Annotated in this window: 16 protein-coding genes; 7 read left to right on the top strand and 9 right to left on the bottom strand. The window is 63.2% G+C overall.

Annotated features, from left to right (window positions below; translation table 11 throughout):
- Positions 1-8 precede the first annotated feature (8 nt).
- From G6N73_RS16585 to G6N73_RS16575, 3 genes are read right to left on the bottom strand one after another with little or no spacing between them, the layout of a single operon-like run.
- Positions 9-1,004, bottom strand: coding sequence for a TRAP transporter substrate-binding protein (locus G6N73_RS16585; protein WP_165029500.1), 996 nt, complete (start codon positions 1,002-1,004; stop codon positions 9-11).
- A gap of 53 nt (positions 1,005-1,057) precedes the next feature.
- A complete protein-coding gene (locus G6N73_RS16580; protein WP_165029498.1) occupies positions 1,058-2,002 on the bottom strand; it encodes a beta/alpha barrel domain-containing protein in 945 nt (314 codons plus the stop codon).
- Positions 1,999-3,183 carry a CaiB/BaiF CoA transferase family protein gene (locus tag G6N73_RS16575; RefSeq protein ID WP_165029496.1) on the bottom strand — a complete coding sequence of 395 codons (1,185 nt, stop codon included), beginning with the start codon at positions 3,181-3,183 and terminating at the stop codon, positions 1,999-2,001. Before G6N73_RS16575 ends, G6N73_RS16580 begins: the two co-directional genes overlap by 4 nt.
- A 94-nt stretch (positions 3,184-3,277) precedes the next feature.
- Between G6N73_RS16575 and G6N73_RS16570 the strand changes: the two genes are divergently transcribed.
- A complete protein-coding gene (locus G6N73_RS16570) occupies positions 3,278-4,207 on the top strand; it encodes a LysR family transcriptional regulator (protein ID WP_165029494.1) in 930 nt (309 codons plus the stop codon).
- A 278-nt stretch (positions 4,208-4,485) separates the two neighbouring features.
- On the opposite strand, the gene G6N73_RS16565 is transcribed toward G6N73_RS16570, so the two are convergent.
- Together G6N73_RS16565 and G6N73_RS16560 are read right to left on the bottom strand one after the other, a co-directional pair.
- Positions 4,486-4,905, bottom strand: a complete 420-nt coding sequence (locus G6N73_RS16565; RefSeq protein WP_165029492.1) for a VOC family protein — start codon at positions 4,903-4,905, stop codon at positions 4,486-4,488.
- Position 4,906: 1 nt separating this feature from the next.
- The gene (locus G6N73_RS16560; protein ID WP_165029490.1) at positions 4,907-5,728 is read right to left on the bottom strand and encodes an enoyl-CoA hydratase; all 822 of its coding nucleotides are present in this window, start codon (positions 5,726-5,728) and stop codon (positions 4,907-4,909) included.
- Positions 5,729-5,867: 139 nt separating this feature from the next.
- Here G6N73_RS16560 and G6N73_RS16555 point away from each other — a divergent pair, with 139 nt between their 5' ends.
- A complete protein-coding gene (locus tag G6N73_RS16555) occupies positions 5,868-6,323 on the top strand; it encodes a PaaI family thioesterase (RefSeq protein ID WP_165029488.1) in 456 nt (151 codons plus the stop codon).
- 4 nt (positions 6,324-6,327) lie between these two features.
- On the opposite strand, the gene G6N73_RS16550 is transcribed toward G6N73_RS16555, so the two are convergent.
- A complete protein-coding gene (locus G6N73_RS16550; RefSeq protein ID WP_165029486.1) occupies positions 6,328-6,699 on the bottom strand; it encodes a helix-turn-helix domain-containing protein in 372 nt (123 codons plus the stop codon).
- A gap of 12 nt (positions 6,700-6,711) precedes the next feature.
- Positions 6,712-6,966 carry a type II toxin-antitoxin system RelE family toxin gene (locus G6N73_RS16545; protein WP_165029484.1) on the bottom strand — a complete coding sequence of 85 codons (255 nt, stop codon included), beginning with the start codon at positions 6,964-6,966 and terminating at the stop codon, positions 6,712-6,714.
- Positions 6,967-7,246: 280 nt separating this feature from the next.
- Between G6N73_RS16545 and rplM the strand changes: the two genes are divergently transcribed.
- Positions 7,247-7,711: a 50S ribosomal protein L13 gene (rplM, locus tag G6N73_RS16540; RefSeq protein WP_165029482.1), complete on the top strand. Its 465-nt coding sequence runs from the start codon at positions 7,247-7,249 to the stop codon at positions 7,709-7,711.
- A 1-nt stretch (position 7,712) separates the two neighbouring features.
- The gene (rpsI, locus tag G6N73_RS16535; protein ID WP_165029480.1) at positions 7,713-8,189 is read left to right on the top strand and encodes a 30S ribosomal protein S9; all 477 of its coding nucleotides are present in this window, start codon (positions 7,713-7,715) and stop codon (positions 8,187-8,189) included.
- Between the two features lie 81 nt (positions 8,190-8,270).
- Here rpsI and G6N73_RS16530 read toward each other — a convergent pair whose 3' ends face one another.
- Positions 8,271-9,308, bottom strand: a complete 1,038-nt coding sequence (locus G6N73_RS16530) for a glycerophosphodiester phosphodiesterase family protein (RefSeq protein ID WP_165029478.1) — start codon at positions 9,306-9,308, stop codon at positions 8,271-8,273.
- A gap of 177 nt (positions 9,309-9,485) precedes the next feature.
- Between G6N73_RS16530 and speB the strand changes: the two genes are divergently transcribed.
- Together speB and argC are read left to right on the top strand one after the other, a co-directional pair.
- Complete coding sequence (gene speB / locus G6N73_RS16525) at positions 9,486-10,487, top strand: agmatinase (RefSeq protein ID WP_165029476.1); 1,002 nt, start codon at positions 9,486-9,488, stop codon at positions 10,485-10,487.
- A 20-nt stretch (positions 10,488-10,507) separates the two neighbouring features.
- A complete protein-coding gene (argC, locus tag G6N73_RS16520) occupies positions 10,508-11,446 on the top strand; it encodes an N-acetyl-gamma-glutamyl-phosphate reductase (protein ID WP_165029474.1) in 939 nt (312 codons plus the stop codon).
- A gap of 491 nt (positions 11,447-11,937) precedes the next feature.
- Here the strand turns inward: argC and G6N73_RS16515 are convergent, their stop codons facing one another.
- The gene (locus G6N73_RS16515; protein WP_246252117.1) at positions 11,938-13,104 is read right to left on the bottom strand and encodes a COX15/CtaA family protein; all 1,167 of its coding nucleotides are present in this window, start codon (positions 13,102-13,104) and stop codon (positions 11,938-11,940) included.
- A 166-nt stretch (positions 13,105-13,270) separates the two neighbouring features.
- On the opposite strand from G6N73_RS16515, the gene G6N73_RS16510 reads away from it, so the two are divergent.
- Positions 13,271-13,486, top strand: coding sequence for a DUF2842 domain-containing protein (locus tag G6N73_RS16510; protein WP_165029472.1), 216 nt, complete (start codon positions 13,271-13,273; stop codon positions 13,484-13,486).
- The last annotated feature ends 106 nt before the right edge of the window (positions 13,487-13,592 follow it).

The raw sequence follows: 13,592 nt of genomic DNA, 5'->3' as shown, positions 1-13,592 counted from the left end.
CACGGCGGCTACTGGATCTTCTCGATCAATCCGAGTAGCACCTTGCCGTCCTCGCCTGTTTCCTCCGCGAAACCTTCGGCAAAGGCCGGCTGCATCGCCGCGTTGAAAGCCTCGTTCTCGACGTCGGTGGCGATGTGGACCTTGACACCCTTCTCCTCGAGCTGCTTCGGCGCGTCGGCCGCGGCCTGGATGGAGGCTTCGAGCGCCCATTGCGAGGCGGCTTCACCGGCCTGCTTCAGCGCCGCCTTGGACTTGTCGCTCAAGCCTTCATGCCAGGCCGGGTTGACATAGCCGTGCAGATAAGCGGCCAGCACAGGCACTACCGTCATGTGATCCTGCACCTCGAAATATTTGCGCGAATAGGCGGCGGCGACGTCGGTTATGGCTGCGTCGATGACGCCGGTCGCCAGCGCCTGATAGACCTCGCTGCCGGGCATAGCGGCGGTGGTCGCGCCCATTGCCGTCAGGCCGCGATCGAAAGCGGGGCCGATGCCGCGCATCTTGATTCCCTTGAAGTCGTCCGGCGTAATCAAGGCCTTACCCTTGGATGTGAACACGCTCGTATTGGTCTGGAACATCCAGGCGATGTTCTTGACGCCCTTTTCGGCGAGCTTCTCCTCCAGGAAGGCGGCAGCTTCGGATGTCGGCCACTTCTTCCACGCCTCAATAGAGGACATTGTGTAGGGGCCGACCGTGACGTTCATGATCGGCAGCGTCTTGCCCCACTGGAAATTTAGCGAGAACGCGCACTCGATGTCGCCTTTGGCGACAGAAAGGATGTTGTCGTTGGCCTTTACCAGGCTGTCGGCCCCGAACACCTGAACGTCGAGTTCGCCTTCGGAGAGCTTCTCGACCTCCGCAGCCCATTTGTCGACGACGATGGCGATATGATGCGCAGGCGGCAATTGATGGCTGCAGCGCATTGGCGTTGCCGCCTGCGATACGGTGACGGCCGAGGCCGAGAGCAGCAGCGTTGCTGCGAGCATTGCTGTGTAGCGGTTCATGGCATTCCTCCCTTTGGTTTCTTTGGATGACGGCTCCGGGCCTCCGTTCCCGGTCATGCGCGCCAGTCGAGCATGCGGGGCGGGCCCGCGCGCGCGATGGCGCCATAGAACTTCTCCTTTGGCATAGCGTGTTCCGGCACGGACCGGACGGCGGCCAGCGCGTCGAGGTCGATGCCGGTCGCGAAGCCCTTGGTCTCGCAGAGGAAGACCAGGTCCTCGAAAACGACGTTGCCGGTCGCGCCCGGCGCGAACGGGCAGCCGCCGAGCCCGCCGAGCGACCCGTCGAGCACGCGGCAGCCGGCGTCGAGCGCGGCGGATGCATTGGCGATCCCCATGCCGCGCGTATCGTGGAGATGGACAATGAAGACCCCGCCGCCGGAAAGCCTCGCCATGGCTGCCGAGAGTTCAGCCACCTGGCGCGGCCCCGCGATACCGACCGTGTCGGCGATGCCGACGATGTCGGCCCCGGCCTCGATGCAGCCCCCGGCCAGCCTTAGCACTTCGGCCTGATCGACCTTGCCGGTGATGGAGCAGCCGAACGCCATGGCGATCCCTGCATTCACGATCGCCTTGTGGCCGCGCTCATCGCGCATCCGCGCCGCCATGCGCACCAGGTCGATAGCCTCGACGCGCGAGCGGCGCATGTTGGCCTGGCTGTGCTCCTCGGTCGCCGAGATCACGCAGACGACCTCGTCGACCTCTGTCTCGAACGCATCGGCCAAGCCGCGCTCGTTGAGCGCCAAAGCCGCCGATCGGGCGTGGTCGAGGCCGCTGACCATATCGATCATCTGCCTGACGTCTGCGAATTGCGGCATGCGGCTCGCCGGCAGGAATGAGCCCACCTCGAAATGGCGCACGCCGGCGGCATGCTCGCGCGTCAGCCATTCGCGCTTCTCGTCGGTCGACGGCCAGGCGTTCACCAGTTGCAGCCCGTCGCGAAGGCCAACCTCGCGCAGGCTCACCCGGTCGGCCGGATAGGCTGCGGCGACCCGGCTCATGCCGCTTTCCTCGCCGCGCCCTGCGCCTTGCCGATCGCCTCGGCATCAAGGCCGAGCGAGCCCAGCACCGAGCCCGTGTCCTGTCCCAGCGCTGGCACATCGCCGCCGCCCGTCAGCATGACCCCGTCGACATCGAATGGCAGCGAGGGCGCGCGGAAACTCTGGCCGTCCGGCAGCTTCGACGTCGCCAGCCCTCCCGGCCGCATCACATGCGGGTCCGAATACATGTCCGACGGCTTTGCGATCGGCGAATAGGGAATGCCGAGCTTTTCGAATGCCTTGGCGAGCGGTCCTGACTGACGCGATGCGATGGCCTTTGCCACTATCGGGATGGTGCGGTCGCGCGCGTCTATCTGGTCCATGCGCGCCTGCAGTCCGGGGTCGGCGAGCAGCTCATCGAGCCCAAGCAGCCGGCACAGCGCCGCCCATTGCCCTTCGGTAACGGCGCCGACGAACATCTGGCCGCCATCGGCCGTGGCAAAAATGTCATAGACCGGCCATGAGAAGGTCCTCTCGGGCATCGGCGGCGGGTTGGTGCCCTCGAGTTCGAACTGCACCATGTGCTGAGCCACGAGGAGCAGGCAGTTCTCGAACAGACCGACGCGCACGCTGCGGCCCTTGCTGGTCTCCTTGCGCTCCATCAGCGCCGCCAGAACGGAGAATGCCCCGAACAGCCCGCCCATGATATCGTTGGCCGAGGAGCCGACTCGCAGCGGCCGGCCGGTCGGTCCGGTCATGTAGGCCAAGCCCGTCATCATCTGGACCACTTCGTCGAGCGCCGTGCGGTCCTGATACGGGCCGCTGAGGAATCCCTTGTGCGAGGCGATGATCAGGCGCGGGTGGCGCGTGCGCAGTTCGTCGAGATCCGCGCCCATTTTCGACAGCGAGGCGTCCCGGAAGTTTTCGACAAAAACGTCGGCAGTGGCCAGCAGCGAGTCGAGCGCGCGGCGGCCGTCCTCCGATTTGAGGTCGAGTTGCACCGACTTCTTGCCGCGGTTGAACAGCGGGAAGAACGGTCTTCCCATCCCCGTGAGGTTTCGCGTCTTGTCGCCTTCGGGCGGCTCGACCTTGATCACCTCCGCTCCAAGCATGCCGAGGAACATGCCGCAGGACGGGCCCATGATCATGTGGCTCATCTCGACCACCCTGATCCCCTCCAGGGGCCGGAAGCTCTGGTCCATCTCATCCTCCTCGAACGCCGTACGCTAGCGTTGCCGGCGCCGTCAGAAAATCATAATGTTTCTAACTCACCTTTCGAAAATCCAGAAAGCTTCGATGGACTCGCGCCAGCTCCGCTACTTCGCCGCCATCTACGAGCAGGGCACGCTGTCCAGTGCGGCCGAGACCTGCCGCGTCGCCGTGTCCGCGCTCAGCCATCACCTCGCCAATCTCGAGGCGGAGTTCGGCGCGCCGCTTTTCGTGCGCAAGCCGCGCGGCCTGCAACCCACCGCGGCCGGCGAGCGGCTCTACGTTCACGCCAAGTCGATCCTCAAGGCGATGTCCGCGGCCGAGAAGGATATCCGCGAAGCCGGCACCGAGATTTCGGGCGAGGTCTCAGTCGGCATGGCCTATTCGGCGGTCAAGGCGATCGCAGTCGATCTGGCCCGCCGTGTCGTTGCAGACTATCCCAAGGTCCGGCTGTCACTGTCGGAGAGCCTGTCGGGTTCGACGCTGATGCACCTGATGGCGTCGGAGGTCGACATCGCCCTGGTCTACAATCCGCCTGCCGACCCGCGCCTGAAGACGCAAGCTGTGCTGGAGGAGCAGATGGTGCTGGTCGGCACCCGCGCCATCATCGGCGACAGCGACCAGCCGGTCCGGTTCGCCGACGTTCTCGATCTCCCTATGATCCTGCTCAGGCAGGGCATCTCGGCCCGCGCCCTGATGGACGACACCAACCTTCTCAAGAAGCTCGAAGGCCGCGCCAAGCTGCAGATGAACTCTGTCCATGCCATCGGCGCCTCGCTCGCCGCAGGCCTCGGCTGCACCATCGGCACCAAGCTGTTCATGTACGAGCACATCGAGAGCGGCCTGCTGCACTATCGTCCGATCGTCGAGCCGGAACTGTGGCGCACGCTCTATGTCTGCGAGATGGCCGATCGCCCGGCCACCTATGCGCTCGAGGCCGTCCGCAGCCTGATACTCGACCTCGTGCGCCGCTCGGTCGTAGACGGTCGCTGGGAGGCGCGTATGGTCATGCCTTAGCAGGGACAGCGTGAGACCGCAGCGTCGCGCCCGCCGATTGCCGGCCGCTCCGTTTCGCCGCTTCCGGAGTGTCGGCTCTTCCCTCTCCAGATCGCCTAAGGCTCGCCATTTGCATTGCCGCGGACGCACGAAAACGGCCCAGGCCACGCATCAAAATGCTCCCAAGCGACAACGGTGGCCGGAGGGGTTTTGTTCCTGGAGGTGGGCGCCAGCGCTGGCGGAGATTGGTGCGGCAGCGGGGCTTCGGAAATTCTTCCGCTGTTTCGGTGTCTAGGCGCTTATTCCGGCAGCGAAATCCTGCCTTCCGCGTCGATCGGGAAGTCTGGATTGTGTGCCACTTCCCAAAGATTGCCCTCGGTGTCGGCGAAATAGCCGTACCATCCGCCCCAGAAAGCGCGCTGCGCCGGTTTTATCTCCTGGCCACCAGCCTTTTCAGCCGTAGCCAGAACCTCGTCGACTTCAGCATCGGAGCGCGTGTTGTAGGCGAGGTAGACGCGCGACGGCCCATTGCCGAAACCGACGCCGGAATCCTGCTCGGCGCTTTCGCGCGGAAACAGCGACAGTATCGCGCCGCCCATCTGGAAGAATGCCACGCCGTCGGCGATGCGGTGACGCTTCAGCCCCATGTCCTCATAGAACTTCGCCGCGCGATCGAGGTCGTCGACCGCAATCGTGATGATCGAGATGCGCGGTTCCATCCTATTCCCCCGTCCATTTCGGATCGCGCTTGCCGATGAAGGCGTCGATGCCCTCCTCGGCATCACGGGCAAGCATGTTCTCGACCATCACCCGCGAGGCATATTCGTAGGCTTCCGTCAGGCCCATCTCGGCCTGCGCGTAGAATGCTTCCTTTCCGATCTTCAGGGTCAAAGGCGATTTGGACGCAATGGTTTGGGCGTACTTCGTCACAATCTGCGTCAGGTACTCGCGCGGCACCACGCGGTTGACGAGGCCAAAGTCCTTCGCCGTCGACGCATCGACCATTTCGCCGGTCAAGAGCATTTCCATTGCATGCTTGGGTTTAAGTCCGCGCACAAGAGCCACGCCCGGCGTCGTGCAGAACAATCCGACATTGATGCCGTTGACCCCGAATGTGGCCTGGTCGGAGGCGATGGCGAGGTCGCAGGACGCGACGAGCTGGCAGCCTGCCGCCGTGGCGATGCCGTCGACTTCGGCGACAACCGGCTTCGGATGCCTGACGATCGACTGCATCAACCGTGAGCATATGGCAAAGGTCTCCTCGAAGAACGCTTTGCCCTTGTCGGCATCCGTTCGACGCGCGTTCATCTCCTTCAAATCATGGCCGGCGCAGAAAACCTTGTCGGAGGCGGCGGCCAGCACGATGACGCGCACCGCACTGTCGTCGCGCGCGCGGTCGAGCTCCGCCTGCAGAGACTCCATGGCCGCAATGGAGAGTGTATTGGCCGGAGGCCGCGCCAGCGTGATGCGCAGTATGCCGTTTTCCAGCGTGGAGACGACCGGTCCTTCCGGAGCGCGCTTGATCGCTACTACTTCCGCCATTTCAATCTCATGCTCCCTGTCTCGACGAATAAATATCACGCACCGGGTTGATGAACAGGGGCGGCGTGTGTTTTCTGGCTTCCGTTTACGCGAACGGAAGCGGCACTGCCGCCATCATTGAAGCCGACGGAGACGCGAAATGCCGGTTCAAGCAGGCCTGACACCGATGATGACGACCGGCGAGGTCAACGAACTGCTGAAATCCGTCTATCCGCAACTCAACGACAAGATCGACTTCTACGAGGCCGTAGACGTTTTTCCCGGCGGCTGCACGGTCCGGCTCAACGCCGACGAGCGGCACCTGCGCCCCGGCGGCACGGTTTCGGGACCCTCGCTGTTCACGCTCGCCGACATCGGCGGCTATGTCTGCGTGCTCTCGCATGCCGGGCCAGACGCATTGTCTGTGACGACGAACCTCAACATCAATTTCGTGCGCAAGGCCGCGGCCGGACCGATCGACGGCCATTGCCGCATCCTGAAACTCGGGAAGGCCCTGATGGTGTTCGAGATAGACATCGTTGCGGGACCGGACGGCCAGACGGTGGCGCACGCGACGGGAACCTATTCAATCCCGCCGAAGCGCGTCGGATTGTGAGGTCTCAGACGAGATCGTCGATCGTCACCTTCAGCGCTTCGGCGATCTTTTTCATCGTACCCACCGTGCCGTCGCGTTTTCCGGTCTCGATCTGCGATAGATAGGCTTGCGTAATCCCCACGGCTTCGGCCAGCGCCTTGGCCGTCAGGCCGCGATATTCGCGCCAGACCGCGACCGGATTTTCGCCGTCAAGAATGCGGTAGACATATTCCGCCGGGATCATTTCTTCCTCGCCTGCGGCAAGTTTCTGCTCAAACCGGCGAATGGTAGCGATGTCTTCCGCATCTTCGAGTCGATCCACCAATCGCTCATATTCCGCTTCGGAAAGAACAATCATCCTTTCACCGTTCGGCGTCGTAATGATTTGTTTGGTCATCGGTCTTCCCGCCTAGTCATACGCACTGCCGCGTGGGGCTATTCTGGTCACAAGAAGCACTACGCCGTCCTCGCGAAACAGTGCACGCCAGTCACCCACTCGAAGCCGGTGGTAGCCAGGCTCTCCCTTGAGCGCCTTCACATTGTTTCCCAGCGATGTCGGGTCGGCTGCATACTGGTCAATCTTGGCGCGGATCAGCCTTGCCGTATTCGCCGGAATTCGCGCGAGAACCCGCAAAGCATCACGGCTATAGGTCACTCGCTTCATATTCCTAACTTAGCATTTTGCTAATTGCGGCACAAGAAGAGTCAAATCAAAATGCGGTAAAATAATACCTTGCAGGCAAATATCTGTTTTTGCTTGCTTTTCGGCTCGCAATTTCGACAATGTCGCCTTGACGCCGCCCTTGCCCTCCCCTATAAGCCGTCACGAAACAGCGGCCCACCGGCCGCGGTTTCTTTTTTGGCGAACCGGAAACTGCCGGCCCTCCAAATCCAAGCAACAAGAAACGCCTTCCCCGGAAGGTCCCCTGAAGAAAGCAAAGTCCATGAAAACCTTTTCGCAGAAGCCTGCGGACGTGGTGAAGAAGTGGGTGCTGATCGACGCCGAGGGTCTCGTCGTCGGCCGTCTCGCCACCGTCGTCGCCAACCGTCTCCGCGGCAAGCACAAGCCCTCTTTCACGCCCCACGTCGACGACGGCGACAACGTCATCGTCATCAACGCCGACAAGGTCGTGTTTACCGGCAAGAAGTACACCGACAAGGTGTATTACTGGCACACCGGCCACCCCGGCGGCATCAAGGAGCGCACCGCGCGCCAGCTGCTCGAGGGCCGTTTCCCCGAGCGCGTGCTTGAAAAGGCCGTGGAGCGCATGATCCCGCGCGGCCCGCTCGGCCGCCGCCAGATGAAGAATCTCCGCGTCTATGCCGGCGCCGACCATCCTCACGTCGCCCAGCAGCCCGAGACGCTCGACGTCGCCGCGCTGAACGGCAAGAACAAGAAGGTTTCCTGATATGGCCGATCTCAACTCGCTCGCCGATCTCGGCACGGTCGCCCCGACCGCGCAGCCGGCCGCGCCCGTCTATGTCCAGAAGCTGGACAAGCAGGGCCGCGCCTACGCCACCGGAAAGCGCAAGGACGCCATCGCCCGCGTCTGGGTGAAGCCAGGCTCCGGCAAGATCGTCGTCAACGACAAGGAATTCGCGGCCTATTTCGCGCGTCCGGTGCTGCAGATGATCCTGAAGCAGCCGATCGTGGCAGCAGCCCGTGAAGGCCAGTTCGACATCGTCGCCACCGTCATCGGCGGCGGGCTTTCGGGCCAGGCCGGCGCGGTTCGCCACGGCATCTCCAAGGCGCTGACCTATTACGAGCCCGGCCTGCGCGGCGTGCTCAAGAAGGGCGGCTTCCTGACCCGCGACAGCCGCACCGTCGAGCGCAAGAAGTACGGCAAAGCGAAGGCCCGCCGCTCCTTCCAGTTCTCGAAGCGCTGATCCGCTCTTCTGCAGATGCAAAAGGGCCGCCCCCCGGGCGGCCTTTTTGTTTGTGCTCAATGCGCACCAAATATTCGCAATCTAATTGATGCTGGCGGTGTCGGCGGGCTCGATCCGCTCGGCATAGGGAACGCGGTAGCCGTTCTTCTCCAGCCATTCGATCGCCGCCTTGGGTTCGTCGGTCTGGATGATCGTTGCGCCCTGCTCGGCCCAGAAGCCGAATGTCTCCTGCGGGTAATCCGCTTGCACCAGTTCGTCGCCGCGCCCGCCGGCAAGATAGCCGCCCGGCTTGTTGATGATTGTGAAGGTGTTGACCCACAAATGCCAGTCGCCGCGCGCCGAAACGGCACGACTGCGGGCGCCGAACAGCGCGCCGCCATTCGCTGTCATGCCCTGGTCCTCGCCGCGCCAGGCGATCATTTCGACCACATCGGCCGAAAACGTCCGGCCCACTTTTTCAATGAAGCGCACATCATCGACCGCATCGTCGGCGATGATCGGCATGAAGCGGACGCCCTCGCCTATCGCGGCCATCGCCTCCGTCATCGCGCCGAGCTTCTCGGAATTCCAAAGGTTCTGCTTGATGATGACCTGATCGGCCATGTTCATCTCGCGGGCGATCGCGGCGACGCCGGCAAGATCCTCGACCTCCATCTTGTTATCGATGTTGACCATCACGCGATCGCGGGTGACGGCGAACATGTCGCGCAGCGCCGGCACGCTTTCGGCCGTGACCTCGCCGGTTCCTTCCACCACCAGCCGGCAGTCCTGCAGCTCGGCAAGCGTCCGTTCCACCGCCCTGCCCTTGCAGGTCGTGGTTCGGTCGAGCCAGCTGTCGTGCAGGACGATGTACTCGCCGTCCTTCGATTTCTGCACGTCGAGTTCGACGATCTCGACACCGAGCTCGATCGAGCGCCTGACGCCGGCCATCGAGTTTTCGGCGTTGCGGATGCGGCCGCCTTCCTTCCAGCCACCGCGGTGGGCGACGATCATCACATGGTCGCGCCACTGGTTGGCGTTTTCGAGCCGGTCCAAAATCTGCTGCATCCGCGAATCCTGCGCGGCGGCAGGAACAGCGAGCAGCCCGATAATGATCGCGCTCAGGGAAATGATGCGCATGCGAATCGCTCCGTGGCCGAGTGGTTGCGCGACGCATTAGCGGCCGGTCATGACAGGCAAATGAAATCGGAAAGCCCCGGCGAACCGCCCGGCTGGCGGCGGCCGTCTTTTTTGTTGCGCCTGCGTCATATCCGGCCAATAGCTTGCCCTCCGCAAAACAGAGGGGAATCCCGCACGATGCCAGCCAGCTCCATCGATCACGCCTTCACCGCGCGCGGAAACACAGGCGCCGCGTGCGATCCGACCTATGCCGGCGCGCTGTCCTTCATGCGCCGCCGCTACACGAAAAACGTGAAAGGCGCGGACGTCGTGATCTGGGGCATTCCGTTCGACGCGGCGGTGACCAACAGGCCCGGCGCGCGCTTCGGCCCGCAGGCGATCCGTCGCGCCTCGGCTATCTTCGACAATGACCCGCAATACCCCTTCCATCTCGACCTGTTCGACAAGCTCGGCGTCGTCGACTATGGCGACTGCCTGCTGGACAACGGCAACCATCAAAAGACGCCGAAGACGATTGAGCGCGAGGCCGCAAGGCTGATCTCCTCGGGCGCCTTCCTGCTGACGCTCGGTGGCGATCATTTTGTTACCTGGCCGCTGCTCAAGGCGCATGCGGCGGTGCACGGCCCGCTGGCGCTGGTGCAGTTCGACGCCCACCAGGACACTTGGTACGACGACGGCAAGCGCATCGACCACGGCTCCTTCGTCGCCCGCGCGGTGCGCGAAGGCATCATCGATCCCGGCCGCTCGATCCAGATCGGCGTGCGCACCCATGCGCCCGACACATTCGGGATAAAGATCCTTCACGGCTATGAGATCGAGGAAATGCGCGCGGCCGACATCGCCTACGCCATCGCCGAGCGCACCGGCGGCAGGAAGACCTATGTGACCTTCGACATTGACTGTCTCGACCCGGCCTATGCACCCGGCACCGGCACGCCGGTCGCCGGCGGCCCGTCCTCGGCCAAGATACTTTCGGTGCTGCGGCAGATGACGCAGATCGACATTATCGGCGCCGATGTCGTAGAGGTTGCGCCCGCCTACGACCATGCCGATATTACGGCGATTGCAGGCGCGTCGGTGGCGCTGCACTATATCGGGTTGCTGGCGGAGCGTAAGGCGCGGCTCGAGGCGCTGAACAACAACAATATTACGGCGCTGAACCAGGGCAGCGGCATCTAGATTTGGACGGAACGGCAGGCATGAAACCAAAGATATTCATCGACGGCGAACACGGCACCACTGGCCTGCAGATCCGCAGCCGGCTCGCCCGGCGGGCCGATCTGGACATCCTGTCGATCCCGGAGGCGGAGCGGCGCAACATGGACATGCGCGCCGACTTCCTGAAATCGGCCGACATTGCAATGCTGTGCCTGCCCGACGACGCCTCGCGGGAAGCCGTCGCCATTCTCGAAGGTCACAACTCTACCCGCATCATCGACACCTCGACGGCGTTCCGCGTCCATCCCGACTGGGCCTATGGCTTTGCCGAACTGGATTCTGAACAGCGCGACAAGATCGCGGAGGCGCGGCTGGTAGCCAATCCCGGCTGCTACCCGACCGGCGCGATCGCGCTGATCCGTCCGCTCGTTGCGGCCGGCATTTTGTCCGCGGATCATCCGGTCACGGTCAACGCCGTCTCCGGTTACACGGGCGGCGGCAAGCAGATGATCGCGCAGATGGAGGACACCTCGCGCGAGGACTATATCGCGGCGCCGCATTTCCTCTACGGCCTCAACTTGCAGCACAAGCACGTGCCCGAAATGCAAAAGCACGGGCTGCTCGAACGCCGGCCGATCTTCTCGCCGAGCGTCGGCCGCTTCGCGCAGGGCATGATCGTGCAGGTGCCGCTGCATTTGTCGGACCTCAACGGCACATCCTCGCTCGGCGAGATCCACGCGACGCTGGAGGCGCACTATGGCGGCCAGGATATCGTGCAGGTCGTGCCGCTTGCGGAGAGCGCGAAGCTTACCCGCCTCGATCCGACCGAGCTCAACGACACCGACCTGATGAAGCTCTACGTCTTCGGCACGGAGGGCCAGGGGCAGGTCAATCTGGTCGCGCTGCTCGACAATCTCGGCAAGGGTGCTTCCGGGGCCGCGGTCCAGAACATGGATATCATGCTCGGCCTCAAGCACTGACGTCTCCGGAATTTCCCGGCGAGTTGGACCACCCTGTCGATCGCAAATGCGGTGAGGCCGTGCGCTAGGCGCAGATTAAGAGGTTTCAGGGTAAGGACCGGCCAAGCGTCCAAAAAATGTAAACATCCCTGTCGCAACCTGTACTTGTGGCGAGAGGCTCTGTAACTGTTCAACGGGCTTCAAGGGGGAAATTCATGAATACCAGAATACGTTTTGCGACCATTATCCTCGGCGTTGCGGTGCTCGCCGGGTGCACCACAATGAGCGAAGGCGAGTTCAATAACGTTCAAGCAGTTGTCGGAGGAAGCCCTGCCGGTAAGCGGGCAACAATAAAGGAGTGCATTGAGAGAGAACGGGCCATGCCGCTATCCACACAAAGAGAAACGGCTGAAGTGTTTAATATAAACTTGGCAAATTACCCGGCCACATACTGCACCCGTCTGTGGAATGCAGTTGCAAGCGGGCGCATAACCTACGCGGACTATCGAAAGCTATCCACGCCGACAGCTGACAGCAGCAAGGTGATCCGCATCATGCAGGGCCGGTAAACGAGCACGGCCGCTCAGCGCGCGACCACGATCTTCATCGGTAGCGGGGTAAGCGCCCTTGGTTCCGCGCCAATGGGCTGCGGCGAAGCCGAGCACGATCAGCGCAAAACCCTGGTGAAGCAGCGCCCAGTGCACTGGCACCTGCATGACGAGCGTGGCGATGCCGATCAGCGCCTGCGCCAGCACCAGATGGAACAGCACAAGGGCGCGGCGCGCATGCGTCGTTCCCGGCTCGCGGCGGCGGGCGGAAATCATATGCCAGAGAGCGGCGGCAAAGACGATGTAGGCCCCGAGGCGGTGGACGAACTGCACGGTCTTCGGGTTCTCGAAGAAATTGCGCCACAAGGGCTCGAGGATGAACATGTCGCCGGGAACAACCTTCCCGTCCATCAGCGGCCAGGTGTTGTAGCTCATGCCGCCGTCGAGCCCGGCGACCAGCCCGCCGAGATAGATCTGCACCAGCGTCAAGAGGACCAGCAGACCGGCGAAGCGCCGCGTCGCCTGCCCGGCTTCCGCCTCGGAATGCGGCGCCAGCCCACGCGCCACGAACATGGTCGCGGCGAAGATTGCCGCCGCCAGCGTCAGGTGCATAGCCAATCGGTACTGGCTGACGTCGGTTCGCTCGACGAGGCCGGAAGCCACCATCCACCAGCCGATCGCGCCCTGCAATCCGCCGAGAGCCAGTATGCCCAGAAGCTTCGGCGTCAGGCCGCGCTCGATGCGCCCGGTCGCCCAGAAGAACAGCAGAGGCAGCGCGAAGACGAAACCAACGCCGCGCGCCAGGATGCGGTGCGCCCATTCCCACCAGAAAATGCGCTTGAAGGCGTCGAGGCTCATGCCCTGATTGATCTGCTGGTACTCCGGAATCTGCCGATATTTTTCGAACTCTTCTTGCCAGTCGGCATCCGAAAGCGGCGGGATGACGCCGTGTATCGGCTTCCATTCGGTGATCGACAGGCCGGCGTCGGTGAGCCGCGTCGCGCCGCCGACCAGCACCAGAGCAAACAGCACGACGAGCACGCAATAGAGCCAGCCGCGCACCAGCGCCCGGTTGCGCAATTCGCGGTCGCGTATAGCGATCGGTTCGCCGCCTGTCGTGATCGATGCCATTCCAGCCCATTTCCGATGTTTTCGGCCGAGTGGTGGACCAATCGCGCGGCGCTTTCAAGGCTTTGCCCGGCGCGGCACGCCGTCGCGCCGGGCACGGAAGGCCGCCGACGGCTTGTGCGCAGGTCTGGGAGACCTTATTGCGAACCTCGCACAGGACCCGAAAACAATGCCCGTCCGCCTGAAGAAGCTCATCGGAACCGTTCTCCTGATCCTGCTGGTGATCGTCTATGCGCTGGTGGCGACGACGATCGCGGTAGCGCAGCTTGCCGAATCCGGGCCGCTTACCCATTTCGTCTTCTTCCTGGTGACCGGGCTCCTCTGGATCCTCCCGGCTATGGCGATCATCAAATGGATGGTCGCTCCGCCGAGGGTGGGGCGGTAGACTGCTGCGCAGCCACCACCGCGATCGCGGGCGTATACAGCGAGCGTTTTGCTTGTTGAACGGCAATCCCGGACGAGCCGATCAGATTGGGCCGAGGGCCCGCTTC

It is taken from the genome of Allomesorhizobium camelthorni (assembly GCF_011045125.1).
GTDB lineage: Bacteria > Pseudomonadota > Alphaproteobacteria > Rhizobiales > Rhizobiaceae > Allomesorhizobium > Allomesorhizobium camelthorni.
The sequence above is the reverse complement of the archived record's forward strand: the minus strand, read 5'-3'. Positions and strand labels throughout refer to the sequence as shown.

Bases quoted from the DNA above. Each gene is read 5' to 3' on its own strand.
- G6N73_RS16585 (WP_165029500.1), bottom strand. From the start codon at position 1,004: ATGAACCGCTACACAGCAATGCTCGCAGCAACGCTGCTGCTCTCGGCC.
- G6N73_RS16530 (WP_165029478.1), bottom strand. From the start codon at position 9,308: ATGCGCATCATTTCCCTGAGCGCGATCATTATCGGGCTGCTCGCTGTT.
- rplM (WP_165029482.1), top strand. From the start codon at position 7,247: ATGAAAACCTTTTCGCAGAAGCCTGCGGACGTGGTGAAGAAGTGGGTG.
- speB (WP_165029476.1), top strand. From the start codon at position 9,486: ATGCCAGCCAGCTCCATCGATCACGCCTTCACCGCGCGCGGAAACACA.
- G6N73_RS16575 (WP_165029496.1), bottom strand. From the start codon at position 3,183: ATGGACCAGAGCTTCCGGCCCCTGGAGGGGATCAGGGTGGTCGAGATG.
- G6N73_RS16515 (WP_246252117.1), bottom strand. From the start codon at position 13,104: ATGGCATCGATCACGACAGGCGGCGAACCGATCGCTATACGCGACCGC.
- rpsI (WP_165029480.1), top strand. From the start codon at position 7,713: ATGGCCGATCTCAACTCGCTCGCCGATCTCGGCACGGTCGCCCCGACC.
- argC (WP_165029474.1), top strand. From the start codon at position 10,508: ATGAAACCAAAGATATTCATCGACGGCGAACACGGCACCACTGGCCTG.
- G6N73_RS16580 (WP_165029498.1), bottom strand. From the start codon at position 2,002: ATGAGCCGGGTCGCCGCAGCCTATCCGGCCGACCGGGTGAGCCTGCGC.
- G6N73_RS16555 (WP_165029488.1), top strand. From the start codon at position 5,868: ATGCCGGTTCAAGCAGGCCTGACACCGATGATGACGACCGGCGAGGTC.
- G6N73_RS16570 (WP_165029494.1), top strand. From the start codon at position 3,278: ATGGACTCGCGCCAGCTCCGCTACTTCGCCGCCATCTACGAGCAGGGC.
- G6N73_RS16560 (WP_165029490.1), bottom strand. From the start codon at position 5,728: ATGGCGGAAGTAGTAGCGATCAAGCGCGCTCCGGAAGGACCGGTCGTC.
- G6N73_RS16550 (WP_165029486.1), bottom strand. From the start codon at position 6,699: ATGACCAAACAAATCATTACGACGCCGAACGGTGAAAGGATGATTGTT.
- G6N73_RS16565 (WP_165029492.1), bottom strand. From the start codon at position 4,905: ATGGAACCGCGCATCTCGATCATCACGATTGCGGTCGACGACCTCGAT.
- G6N73_RS16545 (WP_165029484.1), bottom strand. From the start codon at position 6,966: ATGAAGCGAGTGACCTATAGCCGTGATGCTTTGCGGGTTCTCGCGCGA.
- G6N73_RS16510 (WP_165029472.1), top strand. From the start codon at position 13,271: ATGCCCGTCCGCCTGAAGAAGCTCATCGGAACCGTTCTCCTGATCCTG.